We start from the raw sequence: 17,017 nt of genomic DNA on the forward strand, positions 1-17,017 counted from the left end.
GTGGAGCGTATTCCCCCAAGGATCATGTTGGACTCAGCCACACGCTTTTAAGAAGTAGAAGTACAGTCACCATTTCATTTACCTTGGTTAAGATGGTGGTCTTGTTGCGGAGAGTTCCACATGCGTTACTCGCAAGATCATAAAGCTCAAACCCATCAGCGGATCATCAAGGAAGCCTCGGCGCGATTTCGCAAAGACGGCATCGGTGCCACCGGCCTGCAACCCTTGATGAAAGCACTGGGGCTGACCCACGGCGGCTTTTATTCGCACTTCAAATCCAAGGACGAACTGGTCGAAAAAGCCTTGCAGGAGGCGAGTGCTCAAGTCGATGGCCTGTGCGCCGAGATCTTTGCTCAGGAACAGCCGCTGCAGGCATTTATCGACACTTATCTTTCCGAATGGCATCAGACCTCCCCGCACGAAGGCTGCCCGCTGCTGACCATTTCCTCAGAGCTGGGTCTGCGCGGCCAGCCGAGCCCGACCAGTGATGCGGTACTCAATGCCCGACTGAGTCAAATCGAAGGCACCCTTGAGGGCGACAACGGCGCCGACCGGGCCATTTTCATCATGTCGACGCTGGTCGGCGCGCTCTTGCTGTCACGCAGTGTCGCTGACGCCGAGTTTGCCCAACGCATCCTCGACGTCACGCGCGATCACCTCAAGCAATCGCAGGACTAAGCCTGCCAGCGCTTGAACAGCACACTGGCGTTTACCCCGCCGAAACCGAAACCGTTGGACAGGGCATACTCGATCGGCATCGACCGTGCCTGACCATGAACAATGTCTATACCCGCACTCGCCGGATCGGGATTATCGAAGTTGAGCGTCGGCGGGACGACCTGATCGCGGATGGCCAACAGGGTGAAGATCGCTTCCAGTCCGCCGGCAGCACCCAGCAAATGCCCGGTGGCGGATTTGGTCGAAGTCACAGCGATTTTATTCTCCGTACCGAACAGTGCCTTGATCGCTGCCAACTCACCAAGATCACCCACTGGCGTTGAAGTCGCATGCGCATTCAGATGCTACACCTGCTCCGGCGCAACACCTGCCTGAGCCAACGCCAACTGCATCGCCCGTCGCGCACCGCTGCCATCTTCCGGCCCGGCAGTGAGGTGATAGGCGTCGGCAGTGGTGCCATAACCGACCAGCTCAGCCAACGGTTGCGCACCGCGGGCCAGTGCATGCTCCAGCGACTCGATCACCAGCAGCCCGGCGCCTTCGCCCATCACGAAACCATCGCGACCGCTATCAAACGGCCGTGAAGCTCGTTCGGGGGTGTCGTTGTAACCACTGGACAGCGCCCGCGCCGCGGCAAAACCGGCCAGACTGACCCGATCAATACAGGCTTCCGCTCCGCCACAAACCGCGATGTCCGCTTCACCGGCACGAATCATCCGCGCAGCGTCGCCAATCGCCTGGACCCCGGCAGCACAAGCAGTCACCGGTGCGCCGAGCGGGCCTTTCAAAGCGTGCTGGATCGACACATGTCCGGCCGCCAGATTGACCAGAAACGATGGGATGGTAAACGGCGACAGACGACGCGGGCCACGACTGTCGGTGGTGCGTACGGCGTCGGCTATTGCACCGAACCCGCCAACACCGGAGCCGATGATCGTTGCGGTGCGTTCCTGATCCTTGGCCTCGGACGGCTGCCATCCGGCCTGCGCCAGCGCCTGGCGTGCCGCTTCCATGGCAAACAGGATGAAGCGATCCATCTTTTTCTGCTCTTTGGGTGGCGTGGCAAGGTCCGGATCGAAACCGGCCTCGACGTCCTCCGCCGCCGTTGGCACCATCCCGGCGACCCGGGTCGGCAAATCTGCGCTCACCGCGTCCGGCAAATTGCGCAAGCCCGAGCGCCCGGCCAGCAAGCGCTGCCAGACAACCTCGACGTCACTGCCCAAAGGCGAAACCAGGCCCATACCGGTGACAACAATTCGACCTTCACTCATACCACAGTTACCTCTGATCAATGCTTGTAGCGTTGGGCCGCAGAGCTGCGCGACAGATTCGGTGCCATGACATGTCGTGCACGCACAAAGGCCTGCCATTCACCCTCATCCGGCAGCGACGGGATGGTAATCAACTCGCCCTGATCCAGACCGGCCAGCGCCGCATCGACCATCTCGCCAGCTTCCATCACCATCTCCGCCGGAATACCGCTGGCGTCGATGCCCGAGCGTTCCCAGATTTCAGTGCGGGTAACGCCGGGCAGCACCGCTTGCACCTTCACGCCAGTGCCTTCGAGCTCGGCGTTGAGCGATTGAGTCAGGCTCAACACGTAGGCTTTACTCGCGCTGTAGGTGGCATTGAAGCGCTCCGGAAACAGCGCCACCACCGAGGCAATGTTGATGATCGTGCCACGTCCGGCCTTGGCAAGACTGGCGGCGGCTGCCGAGGCCAGCAACGTTACGGCGGTGACGTTCAACTGGATCAGACGCTCCAGTTGCTCGGCATCGGAATTGGCAAGCAAGCCATCGGCTGCGACCCCTGCGTTATTCACCAACAGGCTGATGCTCGAATCACTGCGCAGGCGTTGCTGGAGTTTGAGGACATCGTCCTTTTGCGTCAGGTCGGCTTTGAGCACTTCGACCTTTACACCGTGCGCTTCGCGCAACTCGCCCGCGGCAATTTCAAGACGCTGTTGATCCCGTGCCACCAACAGCAAATCAAAACCACGCGCTGCCAGCCGCTGCGCGTAGATGGCACCGATACCGGACGATGCGCCAGTGACGACGGCCGTACCTTGAGACTGGACTGAACTCATGAGAGCGCTCCTGAAACCTATTGGGAGATGTGCCTCCAAGGCTCACTTGCCTGGAGGTGACGGAAATTATTATAGGCATAATCTCAACACAATATGATACCCATAATTTTCAGCTCGCCGACAGACGTGACGGCGCTCCCTCTGTCGCATCTCTGCCACCAGAAAGCAGAAAGGCCGGTCAATGACCGGCCCCTTGGCGTTGAATTATCAGCTTAGTTCACTTCCAGCTTGTCGCGATTGCGATCGAGGATCGCCTTGCCGATGCCCTTCACTTCCAGCAACTCATCCACCGAAGCGAATGGTCCATTAGCATCACGGTACGCAACAATGGCTTTGGCCTTTGTCTCGCCAACTCCGGCCAATTGTTTTTGCAAAGTGGCTGCGTCGGCACCGTTGAGATCGACCTTTTCACTGGTAGACGTCGCAACGGTATCGCTCACCATTGTCGCCTTTTCCGCGTTCGGGACAACGGCAGGTGCCGCCACTACAGCGATTGAAGCACTGGTGAGCAAAGCAAAAACCAGAGAGTAGAAAAAACCGTTACGCATAAGTGACGCTCCATCATCGTTTGAGAAAGCAGCTTTTCCGAAGCTGCTCTCCAAACTTAGGCGATGGTTGGCGGGTGTCAAAAATGCGTCTATTACAGGATGTGAAACAATCAGGGTTCGAGACGGCGTTGTTGATAGATCCAGTCGACGATTTCGCCGTCCGGGGTGTAGCCGCTGACAGTTTCGCGCAGCAACTGGCGCACTCGTGAGTAATCATCCTTTTCGACTGCGACGAGCAATTCGTGCAGGCGCGCCTTGAGTACATCCCAAGGAAGGTGATCCTCGTTGGCGGACATAATCATCGGATGGGGTGTTGCTGCTACGTTGTCGCCGATCAACAGCTCCTCGTAGAGCTTTTCACCTGGCCGCAAGCCAGTGAACTCGATGGAAATATCGCCCTGCGGGTTGCGCTCGGAACGAATGCTCAAGCCCGACAGGTGGATCATTTTTTCTGCCAGCTCGACAATTTTGACCGGTTCGCCCATGTCCAGCACGAAGACATCGCCACCCTGCCCCATGGATCCGGCCTGTATCACCAGTTGCGCGGCTTCCGGGATCGTCATGAAGTAGCGAGTTATCTTGGGATGGGTGACCGTCAGCGGGCCGCCTGACTTGATCTGGCTGTGAAACAGCGGGATCACCGAACCCGACGATCCCAGCACATTGCCGAAACGCACCATGGTGAAGCGGGTTTTATTGACTCGGGACACGTTGGAACTGTCGCCAAACAATACCGGCGCTATCTCACGGCTCAAGGCCTGCAACGTCAACTCGGCCAACCGCTTGGTACTGCCCATGACATTCGTGGGCCGCACTGCTTTGTCGGTGGAGATCAGAACAAAGTTCGCAACACCGGACTGCAGGGCGGCCTGAGCAGTATTGAGCGTACCGATGACATTGTTCAGCACGCCCTCGGCAATGTTGTGCTCGACCATCGGCACGTGTTTGTACGCCGCTGCGTGGTAAACCGTATCGACTTTCCAGGTTTTCATCACATCAAGCAGTTTGTCCTGATGGCGGATTGATCCAAGTATCGGCAACAGCCGTACTGAGACCGATTCCCTGTTACCGCGCTGCTCAAGCTCCGAAAGAATGCTGTAGAGATTGAACTCGCTGTGTTCGAACAGAATCAGCGTGGTCGGACCCAGGGCAAAAATCTGCCTGCACAACTCCGAGCCGATGGACCCGCCAGCGCCAGTTACCATCACTACTCGGCCCTTGATACACCGGGCTAGCAGGTCAGGTTGAGCCGGAACCGAGTCACGCCCCAGCAAGTCGGCAATATCGACCTCCTGAATGTCTTCCACCCGAACCCGTCCGCTGGCCAGATCAGTAAAGTTGGGAACACTGCGAACATGGAGCGGAAACCCTTCGAGCAGATTGAGGATTTCTCGGCGACGAGCCCGGGTTGATGATGGTAGCGCCAAGAGGATTTCCTGAGCGCCCGTAACGTCGATCATTTGCTGGATGTGCTTGGGCTTGTACACCTGAAGGCCGGAGATGGAGCGATCTGCAATACTCGCGTCATCGTCGATAAATGCAACCGGCCGCATGACCCGTCCCATGCGTAAAGCGGCAACCAGTTGATTGCCGGCTACCCCCGCACCGTAAATGGCGACCTTGGTCAGTCCGTCTTCGCGGCTGGTGAATGGCACATGCTGCGCGGCCGTGAACCAGTCGCCCATGAAGTACTGACGCATACAAAGGCGCAATCCGCCAATAATGACCAGACTGAGCCACCAATAGTTGAAAATAATCGAGCGCGGGACCACTGCCTCATGGTTGCTGTACCAATACACCACCAGCGCCAGGATCAGCGAGGAAAGACTGACCGCCTTGACGATCGCAATCAGCGCATCGTTACCAAAGTAGCGCATGACCGCACGGTACATGCCGAAACGGATGAAAAGCGGAATTGCGATGATCGGTGCACTGACGAACAGCCAGAAATGCGCCCTTAACGGATTGTACATATCGTCGATGCCGAGGCGGACGATAAATGCGAGCCAGAGAGACGCCCAGACCAGAAACACATCTGTGGCAACTTGAATCAGTCGTTTTTGCCTGCGTGGCAAACCCAGCAAAAAGGCGCGTAATTTATCCATAAACCTCAACCGACCTGCGCGTACTCTGCTAAATCCGCAATCATTGTACGTAATATTTTGACACCCTACCGATTTTGTCTATCAATCACCGGACAACGGTTTTGACTTCGAGTTCTCCTGCATGAAACTTCACCGCGAGGACCAGCAACGGAAGGTATGCAATTATCAGCCCCAATCCACCGTCCACCCTACCGGCTACTACGCAAAACGCTATGGGCAACAGCCACAGCACGTTGATCAAGGCAACGGCTGCTGTCACCGGCAGATGTCGCCCATATCGACGTGACGCATACTGATAAGCGTGACTTCTATGAGCCTCGTACACTTTGTCGCCGCGCAACAACCGTCGAAGCAACGTGAACGTGGCATCAACAATGAACACGCCCAGCAAAATAAGCCAAACCCAGAGGAAATCCGGATTTATCGACATTGCCTGCAATGACAGGACACCCAGGATCACACCCAGAAATCCGCTTCCCGCATCGCCCATGAAAATTTTTGCTGGTGGAAAATTCCACAGCAGAAAGCCCAGAACCGCCATGCTCAGCAGAAAAGGTGCCCAAATAAGACCTGGCTGCCCGCTTGCCCAATACAGGACACAAACAGAACCACAGATGCTGATTGCTTCCACACTCGCCAGTCCATCGATCCCATCCATGAAGTTGTACAGATTCAACATCCATACCAGATAGAACAGCGCGAAGAAATGACCAACCCAGCCAAGGTCGAAGCGCAATCCGAACACCTCCACCGGTGCCAGCCCGCCGATCCAGCCCAGCACCCAGAGCGCCGCACCAAAGTGCCCGAGAAGGCGCCAGCGAGCGGCAATATGACCGTGATCATCCATAAACCCGATCAGGGCTACCAACCCGCCCGCACCGGCAGCACCAAGAAAAAAATGCAGATCGATGACTCCCGTCAACCACATCGTCAGCAGACCACATAAAAACGTCACAACGATCGATACGCCACCGCCACGCGGTGTAGGAATCGTGTGGGAGCTGCGATCATTGGGTACGTCGAGCATGCTGCGCGCAAGAGCATATCGGCGAAGGCCTGCGGTCATTGCGAATGAAAAAATGCAGATTGCGGGCATGAGCCACCAGAAAATCATTGAGTACATCACTCCGAAGTAAAAACGCTCGAACGCACTACCGACCCGCCGTCCAAGCGCGAGGGTGAAGCGATAAAAATTTCTCCCGACGCTCCACTATCGCCAATTGATGCGTATAAAGCAGGCCCAACCGGAAAAAATAGCCAAGGATACACGACTAATTGTTCGCTGAACGAACGGCAACGGTTCGATGCAAGTCGTAGCCAGCGGGCTTCCTTGTCGAGTTTCCTGCGAAATGCCAGCAACGAAAAGGGTGACGCCACCTACCGTGCAGATTAAGATTACGCGCTTTTTTTCGAAATTATGGGCGACAGCCTGCGGCTGACGTCTCGAGGAACTCTAAATGGTATTTTTTCCGGTATTTCTTTCGGTTGTTTTCGTCGTTCGCAACCAATCAAACCATCTTGGAAGTATCCTGGCAGACGCAGTCGAACGGATGTCGACACTGGTAAGTGACTATGAACTAATTGTTGTCGACAACGCGTCTGACGATGACAGCATATCCATATTAAAAAGTCTGACTGCTGAAAATGGCCTGCCAAACTTGCAAGTTTATGCCTTGACTAAAGAAGTCGATGCCGACACCGCATCGTGGGCAGGTCTGGAGAATGCCCTGGGTGATTTCGTCGCGGTGATAGACCCACTCGTTGATGACATCGCTTTTCTACCTGAAATGCTCGACAAAGCGGTCAGCGGTGCAGACGTGGTTTTTGCCAAAAACAAACAGAAGCCCCCTCAAAGCCTCGCCTATGAAGTCGCTTACTCCGTTTTCAACAAAGTCTACAAATCGTTCAACGGCATTCATCTCGCCACCGATGCGCCTCAGTACCGGGTGCTCAGCAAACGGGTGATCAATTTTATTCTTCAACATCCGCAGCCGTCGGTTACTTATCGTCACCTGCCTGCGACAGGCGGTTTTGCCCGCGCCAATCTGAACTACAGCTCCAGCCCTCGCGTCACGCAAAGAAAACGACTGCGCGAAAGTATTGATCGCGGCATGTTGTTATTGGTGTCGACTACGCGTGCTCCGATGCGCCTGGTCACTTCACTTTCACTCTTCGGGGCTGTAGCGAATCTCATCTACTGTTTTTATGTGGTCGCCAGCGGCTTTCTGAAAACGGATATTGCACCGGGCTGGATCAGTCTTTCCTTACAACAGTCCGGGATGTTCTTCCTGATTTCGCTGGTGCTGTTGGTATTGGGTGAGTACATCCTGCACATGACCAGTCTTTCCAATGAAGGACCGCTCTACCATATTGCCCAGGAATTCACGAGTGCACGGATCACCCGTCGAGAAAAACTGAACATCGAGGAAGTAGCGTCGCCTGAAACACCGCTGCCTACTTCTGGCCGAGTTGTGTGATGCCGACGACCAACATGCAGGACGCGGTGATTATCGGGGGAGGGTTTTACGGCGCGGCGATCGCGGTCTACCTGGCGAAGCAACGCGGCATGAAGCGAGTCACTCTTATGGAGCGTGAATCGTCATTGTTGAGCCGTGCCTCCTATAACAACCAGGCACGTGTCCACAACGGCTATCACTATCCGCGCAGCTTCACCACTGCGTATCGCAGTCGTATCAACCTGCCGAAATTCGTTCAAGACTGGCCCGAGGCGGTGAAGCAGGATTTCACCAAACTGTACGCCATTGCCCGACGTAACTCGAAAGTCACGGCGAATCAGTTCGAACGCTTTTATCGAGAAATCGGCGCAAAAATTGAACTTGCCAGCCCAGCGCTTCGAGCATTGTTTGAACCTCGCCTGATCGAAGAGGTTTATCTGGTTGAAGAGTATGCGTTCGATTCAACTCAACTGGCCAAGTGGGCGTTGCGTGAACTGCTGGAAAGCGGGGTCAATATTCGCCTGAACACCCAGGCGGTGGCCATCAGCAACAGCCCGAATCGGTCGCTGAATGTAACACTCGGTGGCGACGGCAAAGAACCGGAACAACTCAGTGCTCGATACGTGTTCAACTGCACCTATAGTGGCCTGAATCAGTTTGGCGGCGACTTCCCCGGCACGCGAACTGCGCTCAAGCAAGAAATCACTGAAATGGCGCTGATGCAGATGCCACCGGCACTCCGCGATCTGGGTATCACCGTGATGGATGGCCCCTTCTTCTCAGTCATGCCCTTCCCAGCGCGCGGCTTGCATACCGTATCGCATGTTCGCTACACCCCGCATATGCACTGGTCCGACGAACCCGGCTCCAACCCTTATCAAAAGCTGGACAACTATAAAAGGGACACTCGCGTAGATCGAATGATCCGCGACATTGGTCGCTACCTGCCTTCAGTCATGGACTCCAAATACGTCGATTCGCTTTTCGAAGTCAAAACAATCCTCACCAAAAACGAGGGAGACGATGGTCGACCCATCCTGTTCGAGAAGCACGAAACGCTTCCAGGTTGTTACTCCATCCTGGGCGGAAAGATCGACAATATTTATGACGTGCTGGAAAAGCTCGATACTGAAAACCTGTCCTGCACTCCCTCCTCTTCTTCTGAGCAACTACCATGAATTCGTTGATTGAAATCACCATCCCCATTTTGAACGAAGAGTCAACGCTGGCGGAACAAGTCCTCAAAACACACAACTATATTCAAAGTAACTTGAGCGACATTGGAACTGTTCGTATCGTCCTGGCGGACAACGGTTCCACCGATCGTACCCAAGAGATAGCCCTGCAACTGGAAAAAACCCTCCCGGATGTTCGCTACCTTCGCCTTGAGCAGCGTGGCGTTGGCCGGGCACTTAAAGCATCCTGGTCGCAATCGAGCGCCGAAATCGTCGGCTACATGGACCTGGACCTGGCTACCGACCTGAGCCACCTGCGCCCGGCACTGGAGGCACTGAAAGCCAACAAGGCCGATATCGTGACCGGTTCGCGGCTTGCGAAGGGCGCTAAAGTCATTGGCCGCAAGCCACTCAGAAATGTCACGAGCTTCGGCTTTAACCTCATCGTCAAACTTATTTTTCGCACCGCCTTCAGCGATGGCATGTGCGGATTCAAGTTTCTTCAACGAAAAATTCTGGCGCCGCTGATGCACACAGGGGCCAATAGCGACGGATGGTTCTTTGCAACCGAAGTGCTGATCACCGGCGAACACTTGAAATACCGTGTGATGGATCTGCCAGTCACCTGGACCGACGATCCGAACTCGAAAGTGAAGGTTCTCAAACTGACCATCGAGTATCTCAAAGCCATGGCTTCTCTACGTCAACGCCTCAAAAACTCCCAACGTGAAGCCTGAACATGCCAATACTCACGCCAAGCGACAAGCAGTTGGTACTCGGCACAGCGCTATGGGGCTGGGGGATAGAACGCGATCAGGCTTACCATTTGCTTGAGCAGTTTTTGCTCAGTGGCGGCACAATGGTCGACACCGCAACCAACTACCCTATCAATAAGCGTCCGGAGGACTTCGGTCTGGCTGTTCGCTGGCTCGCGGACTGGGCTGAGCACAACGCTGACTCAAACCTCGCACTGACGGTAAAAATCGGCTCGAGAGACAATATGGGGTCGCCAGACGTCCATCTGGCGCCAGATGACATTGCTCGTGCATCCGACCTTCTGATGGGGCAGTTTGGCTCGGCACTTTCGTGCGTCTCGATCCACTGGGACAATCGCTCCGATGATGGTGTGCACGGCGCAACAGTCGCACAGACCGTCGAGGCCATGTCCAAGCTTGAACAGCAGGGTCTTGCTATCGGGCTTTCCGGCATCAGGCACCCAGAGGCGTACTACAAGGCCAATCCGTCGCTGTCGCAAAAATGGATTATCCAAGTCAAGGAAAACCTCAAGACCCATGCCGCTCGCTTTGCCTACGAAGCGTGGTTTCCTGATGCAAAATACCTGGCCTATGGCATTAATCTGGGCGGCCTGAAAACTGAAGTCTCCAAAACAAACAGCTCGATGGAATTGCGCAACATCAACATTCCCCAAGCGTTTACAGAAAAGCTTGTCGACTTCATCAACACATCGCATGAATTCGAACCAAGGCCGACAACCCTCAACGAACTCGCCCTCGCCGCCTCATTTGTGAACCCCGCCCTGTCGGGAATCGTCATTGGCCCGAGAAACACAGATCAATTGGACAGCACCCTCAGCTATTGGAAATCATTGCAAACGCTAGCAGAGAAAAGCAAAGGACAGAAAATCTTCACCCAACTGTTCGAAGAACTGCCGTCCGACTAGGAAGATTCGCTGACAATGCAAGCGCTTAAATACTTATTTGCAGGCGTCGCCAACACGGCTATCGGCTACGGCGTCTTCCTGCTGCTGATCACGCTTTTTGACATGAATCCGTCCTATGCCAACGCCATTGGCTACGTGATAGCCCTGATTGCAGCGTTCATACTCAATAAAACATTTGTGTTCAATCAATCGAGTACTGATCGAAGCACTATTCCGAAGTTCATTGTGGCGTTCAGCGTCTCGTTCGCAATCAACCAATTGGTACTTCTGGCGGGCTATCGGTGGTTAGGTATCAATGCCGAAATTGCACAAATATTTGCAATGATTTCTTACACGATTGCGTTTTATTTATTAAATAAAAAATTTGTTTTCAACAATTAATATGCCGGCCATATTGACGAGGATCCGAAGTGCCAAAGTATCTTTCACTCAAAATCAATAAGCCGATCGATCGGTGGGGGCTAGCTTATGGCCTCGCCTTGATTTCCTCTGTACTTGTAACCGTCATATTATTCTCCGCCAACAACACTACGAAAATTACAAAACCACCCCTTCAAGAAAATTACATACCCGAACTCAAAGCAAACTTCGACACCTGCGAAATAGGTGCATTCTGGATTTCCGCCAGCGGATGGGCGCTCCTCGACCTTCCCGATAACACAATCAAAATCCATCTGTACGCCCGCGGAGATGGTGGAGCAATAAAGCTACTCACGCGTCGCATCTACAGAAAAGATGTTAGTGATTTCCTCAAAATAAAGAGCGACTTCCACTTGCATGGCTTTCACGCCACAGGCATTCGCCGCAACCTTCAGGCGTATTATGGAAAGTCACTGGAACTATATGTCGAAGACTCTAAAGGCGTAATGCATTACGGAGGCGCAAATGTCTGCACCGGAAAATGATCCATCGAACAACAAAACAATTCTGTTTGGTTTGTTTCTAGTAGCACTCTACGTGAGTTTTTACCTCACACTGAGCATCAACACCTTCTCCGACGACTCCAAGTTCCTGACAGCCGCAACATCCGGAGCATCTTCGCTCAGCTACTTGCTGGAGCGCTACTACACTTGGACAGGCCGAATAGCAATTGAAGGCATCATGTACGAAACCATTGCCACCCCAGCATTCTGGAAGCTGGCAATTCCTTCTTTCCTACTCCTTAGCGCCTACTCCATATGGAAATCGTTTTTTTCGGACAAGATCGACTTCGCCTATGGGATACCGCTGTGCATGTTCGGAGTTTTAATAATCAGCCACCCCATTCTAGACACGACGGTCTTTTACGTAACCGGTTTTTATAATTATTTACTACCAGTTGCTTGCGGGCTTTTTGCATCCGCATTATTCGTAAAACCATCATCTTTTTCGACACCTGAGAAAATACTCGCGATCCCATTGGCGTTCATTGCATCGCAATCTGAACAAGTCGGAATTTCGATGATTGCAATATTTGCAACGTCGCTCATTTGGGATCGGAGAAACCAGGCAACCTTCAGAACTCTCTTGGCCTTGATCGTAATTGCGGGCTTTGCACTTCTAATCACTGCCCCAGGTAACTATTTACGCTTGACAACGGAAGCAGTGTACATGCCGGAATTCACCGAATATTCTTTTATCAGAAAGGTTTTGAATGGATTCGATATATTCAACGCCCACTACATTGACCCGATGAACCTGTACCCGAAGATCATCGCACTTCTACTTGTTTTGTTAACCATGGGAAAGACTTTCGAGTTAAAACGCACTGCACTGATATTGACCATTGGCGGAATTTTCCAAGGCAGCATCCTTTCCTTTTTATTCACAACCGGCAACGATGATTACTATTCAATAAGAAACTTGAACTCCGGATTTGGTCTGAATTATTTCTTTTCGTACGCACTTTCGATCAGCTCATTGATCAGTGCTACTTACCTGATGAAAAGAAGCTTGGCGACAAACAGCAGTTTTTATATAGGAACACTTCTACTTCTATTGCATACAGGCGTAACTGCTGTCGTAGGTCTCTCACCAACAGCTTATGAGTCTGGATACAGGGTTCTGCTCGTTGGCGATATCATCATCCTCATGCTTACTTGCTTGTTACTCAGAAATGTAACATGGCCAAATCAGCACAAGCCTTTGACTTGCAAAGTGCTATCCAACTAGATCTTCAGAGTACCCGAAGGCGAGCGTCACCTGATGGCCACGCTCGCCTGCCAGGTCAACTTTCCGTACCTGCCAACGCCGTCTTCCTCAAGCGAAATCCTGCTAATTGGGCGGTAATCAATACGATACCGAGCAGACTCATCGTGTTTGTATAAAACAGTAAACGAGCGTCAGCCGCATTTCCAAATAGAGCAAGACCTGCAAAATAGAAGCCTGCGGACAAATACACTACGACAATTTCTACGCTGACTTTTTTCAAGGCTACTAACAACATGAACAGCAGGATCGAGATCAAATACAGGCACCAGGGTTTAAATATGACAAGCTTCGAGGCCGTCAGCACATACTGCACAACTTCGTCACGCACATTCGAACTCGGGAGACTATAACCGTATTTATTGGAATCAACCTGCGGCGTCACTACGAGGAATGGCTCCCCTGAGTTCCCCCCCACGAGAAACTTTGCAAGCATTAACTTATTATAGCCAATGCAGACCGGATACTCCTTGACTACGGAAAACCAGAGGGTATCAACACTTTCATCGAAGGGTAATTTTGAGAATAGACCTGATGATAAATTGGAATGCCTTGGGTCATAGCCAGCCTTGATCTCAGACAACGCAAGCGCCGGCGCAATACTTTCAAACAAGTTCTTCTCAGCACATATACTTGCGCCTGCAATATCCATCACCCTAGTAATACGAATGAGTTTGGTCGCACCCTTTATTTCTCGAAACTCGGGTACCGAATACCTGTCAAATTGTATTTTTACAGTATAAACCGCTCCACTCAATATCAGGCCCGATACAATCACGAAGGCCAAAGAGCTTGGTCCTGAGGGAGAACGTTTACTGAAAATCCATACTGAGTAGAACAGCAAAGGCACAGCAGCGGTGATTGCATTATGCCGAGTACAGACAGCTAAAAACACCAGAAATATAGAGACCCCAAATAGAAATAATAAACTTGGACGCGACCTAGGCTCTTTCATTGCAAGCATGACTGCAAAAGCCGCCACAAAGAAAGAAGCCATCAGCACATCTTTCCATATCGCAGCAATGGTACCAATCACAACTGGAACAATCAGATAAAGCAGGAAGAATGCCGTCGAAAGCGTATGCCTTCTCAGAAAATAGTACATCACATAGTAAACCGCCCCCAATAAAAGCAGCAATTGTGAAAACAACATTGCTACAGGGCCACGCGAAACAATATCAACAACACGCCAGACATAACTTACAACGGGAGGCCAGGTCGAATCCACTACGCCACTTCTAGCTCCTTCAAGCGCATGAAATGTATCAAATGTCATAAACCCTGGATAAAACATCCAGCTTATCAGTAACGTGACACTGACGGGCACGAAGAAACCCGGAGCTATCTTCAGTAAACCTTGAACAACACCTTTTGCCAGTGCAAAAAACAGTACGGCAAAGACCAACGAGCTGGCAAAGCTAAGCAACAGCAACCTTTTATAATTGACGTCTCGGCTAGGCTTAAATATTGACAGCTCAAACTGTGGATCTGGAGCCGTGGCGCTTATCACAAGTACGTCGCCTACAACTTCAATTTTGTCGACGCCTTGCAACGGGATAATTCGCGCCAGTAACTCTGTCGGCGTTAACGTCACTGTGGAAAAAAGGTAGTTGAGCTGAACACTTTTTATCGTCATATTGACTAAACTGTCGGCAGGATCAACCCTGAGTGACTTGATTGCGCCATCCGGCAACGCCAAGCCTATGCCGAGCCCCGGTTTCCCCTCGTATGCAACCCGCTCACTATTCTCAGCCGAATAGGATGGATAAATCGAATCATCCTTGAAGACGGGAAAATACAGCTGCATGAATTCAGGCTTATTGGTTTCTGCAAAAAAAACAATAGTGTCTTTATGAACTGCGCCCAAGCCAAAAACCAGCATCAGAGAAAAAATCAGCGCCGCACAATAAAAAAGCGATGCCCTTGCCAGGCACTTTAAAGTTAGAAATCTCATAAACCCTCTGCCCAGCATTTATTTTTCGATTCAAGCCAACCTAATGGCGAAACTCAAATGACGGTCTGAAACGATCCTCAAGTACAACTGTTCGGAACCGCCCGCCAAGGGGCGGTTCCGACGACATCACTCGCCAATATTCCCGACCAGATCGACTGCGAGTTTTTTAGAATACTGTCGCAATTCCGGAACAGCGGTTGCTTCCCAATAATCGGCTTTCAACATAGGGCCTACGTAATACAGCCATGAGGAACAAACACCTGAAGTATTTTTGACTGCCAGTTGCTCGTTGACACACAATCCCAAGCCAAGTGCATCAACCTGTATGACACCGTCGGCGCACAGCTGTTGAATCAGGGGATCCTTGACACGATGCAAGTTGGTAGTCGGGCCTGTGCAATTAATAACCTGCTCGACGTCTAGCTGTTCGAAGGCTTTTTCGTTGCGTCGTTGAATTCCTATACGCAAATGATCAGAACCCGTCTCAACGCTTTTGATACGGCCTGCAAGGAATCGGACTTGTCCGGCGCTCAGCGCTTCTTCAAAACGCTGATAGGCCGCTGGCGCGACCCGATGACGGTGTACATCCCAATACGGCTGGAGATGACGCAAGAAGCGTCGGCGCTCGGTGAGCGGCAATCGAAGCCACAGGTTCGAAGTAATCGGGCGCAGGGCCGCCACCCAGTCACGCCAATCCAGCCCATCATTGCGCTTAGCGCTAATCTCACGCCGAATCAATTGCAAATAGCCACGTACCGAAGGCGCTGCTTGCAGAAGTCGCTCGACGAAATCGGCGGGGACTTCATCAGTCGTTCGCTTCGGGCGATGAGGCAGGGGCCGAAGCCCTCGCCGAGAAACCATATAGATAGGGCCTTTATGTCCGCTTTGCAGCAGACCCAGCGACACATCCAGTGCCGTGAGCCCGGTGCCCACTAGCAAAACAGCCCGATTCGGGTCTTCGGATTGCGTTGCACCCGCTGCCCACGGATCAGACTGATAACGGTCCCCCCCCATCGACGAGCAGAACCCAGGAGGATCGAGCGGTGAGAAATTACCAAAGGCCAGGACCACCTGATGTGCATCGATGTGCTGCCCGTTAGCCAGCTCGACAACCGCGCCCGTCTTTCGAGGTTGCAGACTGCGAACCTCCGCCACGATACGCTCCAGCTTTACTCCACTTGCACAATGCCTCTCTGCATCGTCCAGAACTGAAGTAAGGTATTCCCCATAGATCTTGCGCGGAACAAATGACGACGCCGTATAGGCGGGGTCTTTTGCCTGGCAGTAGCGTAGAAAATGCTCCGGATCATCGACATCCGCACTCATATTGCCGGCCGGAACATTGAGCAGGTGCAGCGAACTGTTCGTACCGTAAGCCAATCCTCGCGCCATGGTTCCAGAGCGATTGATCAACACGACTCGCACATCGGCCGGGCTACGCCGTAAAAACTGCGCGGCCGTGACTGCGCCACTGAAACCAGCGCCAATGATGACGAGGGTTTTCATTGACCAAACCTTTTATCCAGGTAATCCAGCACTCTGGCGATGGACTCGGACAAATCCTCGGTCACAGTGTTGATCCGGATATGCGGATCCGTAGGCGCCTCATAGGCGGAATCGATCCCGGTAAAGTTCTTTATCTGTCCGGCTCTGGCCTTGCCGTAGAGCCCCTTGGGATCACGGCGCTCACACTCTTCCAGAGAGGTGTCAACGAACACTTCGACAAACGCGTCATTTCCGATCACATCGCGCGCCATCGCGCGATCACGGTGAAAGGGGGAAATAAACGCCGTGATCACGATCAATCCGGCGTCAATGAGCAACTTCGAAACTTCCGCAACACGGCGAATGTTCTCGACTCGATCAGCATCGGTAAAACCAAGATCCTTGCACAATCCCATGCGCAAATTGTCGCCATCAAGCAAGAAGGTGTGACGTGCCTTGGCCACCAGGGCTTGCTCCAAAGCATTGGCGATCGTCGACTTGCCCGCACCACTCAACCCGGTGAGCCAGATCACTGCCGGTTTTTGCCCTTTCACCTGGGCTCGAGCCGAGGCGCTGATGGCCGTGGCGTGAAAAACCAGATCCTTACTCATTCGATTAACCTTATTCAAATCAGACGATCAAGGCCCGCCAGCGAACTGGCG

General features: G+C 52.7%; 15 protein-coding genes and 1 pseudogene. 8 read left to right on the forward strand and 8 right to left on the reverse strand.

The window, feature by feature from the left end; all coding sequences use genetic code 11:
* The first annotated feature begins 120 nt into the window (after positions 1–120).
* Complete coding sequence (locus HXW87_RS23015; RefSeq protein ID WP_239777833.1) at positions 121–678, forward strand: TetR/AcrR family transcriptional regulator; 558 nt, start codon at positions 121–123, stop codon at positions 676–678.
* Here the strand turns inward: HXW87_RS23015 and fabF are convergent.
* The 5 genes and pseudogenes from fabF to HXW87_RS23040 all read right to left on the reverse strand — a co-directional run bounded on the left by fabF (position 675) and on the right by HXW87_RS23040 (position 6,531).
* Positions 675–1,949 (reverse strand): annotated as a pseudogene (fabF, locus tag HXW87_RS23020) (beta-ketoacyl-ACP synthase II). The gene HXW87_RS23015 and the pseudogene fabF overlap by 4 nt on opposite strands.
* Before the next feature lie 17 nt (positions 1,950–1,966).
* Positions 1,967–2,764 carry an SDR family oxidoreductase gene (locus HXW87_RS23025; RefSeq protein WP_182402170.1) on the reverse strand — a complete coding sequence of 266 codons (798 nt, stop codon included), beginning with the start codon at positions 2,762–2,764 and terminating at the stop codon, positions 1,967–1,969.
* 212 nt (positions 2,765–2,976) lie between these two features.
* Positions 2,977–3,312, reverse strand: a complete 336-nt coding sequence (locus tag HXW87_RS23030) for a helix-hairpin-helix domain-containing protein (RefSeq protein ID WP_121186541.1) — start codon at positions 3,310–3,312, stop codon at positions 2,977–2,979.
* Positions 3,313–3,422: 110 nt separating this feature from the next.
* Positions 3,423–5,417, reverse strand: coding sequence for a nucleoside-diphosphate sugar epimerase/dehydratase (locus HXW87_RS23035; RefSeq protein ID WP_182402172.1), 1,995 nt, complete (start codon positions 5,415–5,417; stop codon positions 3,423–3,425).
* A gap of 85 nt (positions 5,418–5,502) precedes the next feature.
* Entirely contained in the window at positions 5,503–6,531 is a 1,029-nt protein-coding gene (locus tag HXW87_RS23040; protein WP_239777834.1) for a glycosyltransferase family 4 protein, read from the reverse strand.
* 343 nt (positions 6,532–6,874) lie between these two features.
* Here HXW87_RS23040 and HXW87_RS23045 point away from each other — a divergent pair, with 343 nt between their 5' ends.
* Genes HXW87_RS23045 through HXW87_RS23075 form a run of 7 tightly spaced genes read left to right on the forward strand, consistent with a single transcriptional unit; the run spans position 6,875 to position 12,880 of the window.
* Positions 6,875–7,894, forward strand: a complete 1,020-nt coding sequence (locus HXW87_RS23045) for a glycosyltransferase (RefSeq protein ID WP_239777835.1) — start codon at positions 6,875–6,877, stop codon at positions 7,892–7,894.
* Positions 7,894–9,051, forward strand: coding sequence for an FAD-dependent oxidoreductase (locus HXW87_RS23050; RefSeq protein ID WP_182401917.1), 1,158 nt, complete (start codon positions 7,894–7,896; stop codon positions 9,049–9,051). The genes HXW87_RS23045 and HXW87_RS23050 overlap by 1 nt, the downstream gene beginning before the upstream one ends.
* On the forward strand, positions 9,048–9,785 hold the full coding sequence (locus HXW87_RS23055) for a glycosyltransferase (RefSeq protein ID WP_182401919.1): 738 nt from the start codon (positions 9,048–9,050) through the stop codon (positions 9,783–9,785). Before HXW87_RS23050 ends, HXW87_RS23055 begins: the two co-directional genes overlap by 4 nt.
* A gap of 2 nt (positions 9,786–9,787) precedes the next feature.
* Entirely contained in the window at positions 9,788–10,729 is a 942-nt protein-coding gene (locus HXW87_RS23060; RefSeq protein ID WP_202368669.1) for an aldo/keto reductase, read from the forward strand.
* 15 nt (positions 10,730–10,744) lie between these two features.
* The gene (locus HXW87_RS23065; RefSeq protein ID WP_182401920.1) at positions 10,745–11,110 is read left to right on the forward strand and encodes a GtrA family protein; all 366 of its coding nucleotides are present in this window, start codon (positions 10,745–10,747) and stop codon (positions 11,108–11,110) included.
* 29 nt (positions 11,111–11,139) lie between these two features.
* Positions 11,140–11,634, forward strand: coding sequence for a hypothetical protein (locus tag HXW87_RS23070; protein WP_239777836.1), 495 nt, complete (start codon positions 11,140–11,142; stop codon positions 11,632–11,634).
* On the forward strand, positions 11,615–12,880 hold the full coding sequence (locus HXW87_RS23075) for a hypothetical protein (RefSeq protein ID WP_239777837.1): 1,266 nt from the start codon (positions 11,615–11,617) through the stop codon (positions 12,878–12,880). The genes HXW87_RS23070 and HXW87_RS23075 overlap by 20 nt, the downstream gene beginning before the upstream one ends.
* Before the next feature lie 55 nt (positions 12,881–12,935).
* On the opposite strand, the gene HXW87_RS23080 is transcribed toward HXW87_RS23075, so the two are convergent.
* The 3 genes from HXW87_RS23080 to cysC all read right to left on the reverse strand — a co-directional run bounded on the left by HXW87_RS23080 (position 12,936) and on the right by cysC (position 16,966).
* Complete coding sequence (locus HXW87_RS23080; RefSeq protein ID WP_239777838.1) at positions 12,936–14,870, reverse strand: hypothetical protein; 1,935 nt, start codon at positions 14,868–14,870, stop codon at positions 12,936–12,938.
* Positions 14,871–14,996: 126 nt separating this feature from the next.
* Positions 14,997–16,376 carry an FAD/NAD(P)-binding protein gene (locus tag HXW87_RS23085; RefSeq protein ID WP_239777839.1) on the reverse strand — a complete coding sequence of 460 codons (1,380 nt, stop codon included), beginning with the start codon at positions 16,374–16,376 and terminating at the stop codon, positions 14,997–14,999.
* Positions 16,373–16,966 carry an adenylyl-sulfate kinase gene (cysC, locus tag HXW87_RS23090; protein ID WP_182401927.1) on the reverse strand — a complete coding sequence of 198 codons (594 nt, stop codon included), beginning with the start codon at positions 16,964–16,966 and terminating at the stop codon, positions 16,373–16,375. Before cysC ends, HXW87_RS23085 begins: the two co-directional genes overlap by 4 nt.
* Between the last annotated feature and the right edge of the window lie 51 nt (positions 16,967–17,017).

Origin of the sequence: Pseudomonas sp. Y5-11, from assembly GCF_022368695.1 — a bacterium.
Taxonomy (GTDB): domain Bacteria; phylum Pseudomonadota; class Gammaproteobacteria; order Pseudomonadales; family Pseudomonadaceae; genus Aquipseudomonas; species Aquipseudomonas parakoreensis.

Coding starts and splice junctions, on each gene's coding strand:
- HXW87_RS23025 (WP_182402170.1), bottom strand. CDS start 2,764: ATGAGTTCAGTCCAGTCTCAAGGTACGGCCGTCGTCACTGGCGCATCG.
- HXW87_RS23015 (WP_239777833.1), top strand. CDS start 121: ATGCGTTACTCGCAAGATCATAAAGCTCAAACCCATCAGCGGATCATC.
- HXW87_RS23030 (WP_121186541.1), bottom strand. CDS start 3,312: ATGCGTAACGGTTTTTTCTACTCTCTGGTTTTTGCTTTGCTCACCAGT.
- HXW87_RS23040 (WP_239777834.1), bottom strand. CDS start 6,531: ATGATTTTCTGGTGGCTCATGCCCGCAATCTGCATTTTTTCATTCGCA.
- HXW87_RS23060 (WP_202368669.1), top strand. CDS start 9,788: ATGCCAATACTCACGCCAAGCGACAAGCAGTTGGTACTCGGCACAGCG.
- HXW87_RS23065 (WP_182401920.1), top strand. CDS start 10,745: ATGCAAGCGCTTAAATACTTATTTGCAGGCGTCGCCAACACGGCTATC.
- HXW87_RS23055 (WP_182401919.1), top strand. CDS start 9,048: ATGAATTCGTTGATTGAAATCACCATCCCCATTTTGAACGAAGAGTCA.
- HXW87_RS23050 (WP_182401917.1), top strand. CDS start 7,894: ATGCCGACGACCAACATGCAGGACGCGGTGATTATCGGGGGAGGGTTT.
- HXW87_RS23045 (WP_239777835.1), top strand. CDS start 6,875: ATGGTATTTTTTCCGGTATTTCTTTCGGTTGTTTTCGTCGTTCGCAAC.
- HXW87_RS23075 (WP_239777837.1), top strand. CDS start 11,615: ATGTCTGCACCGGAAAATGATCCATCGAACAACAAAACAATTCTGTTT.
- cysC (WP_182401927.1), bottom strand. CDS start 16,966: ATGAGTAAGGATCTGGTTTTTCACGCCACGGCCATCAGCGCCTCGGCT.
- HXW87_RS23085 (WP_239777839.1), bottom strand. CDS start 16,376: ATGAAAACCCTCGTCATCATTGGCGCTGGTTTCAGTGGCGCAGTCACG.
- HXW87_RS23080 (WP_239777838.1), bottom strand. CDS start 14,870: ATGAGATTTCTAACTTTAAAGTGCCTGGCAAGGGCATCGCTTTTTTAT.
- HXW87_RS23035 (WP_182402172.1), bottom strand. CDS start 5,417: ATGGATAAATTACGCGCCTTTTTGCTGGGTTTGCCACGCAGGCAAAAA.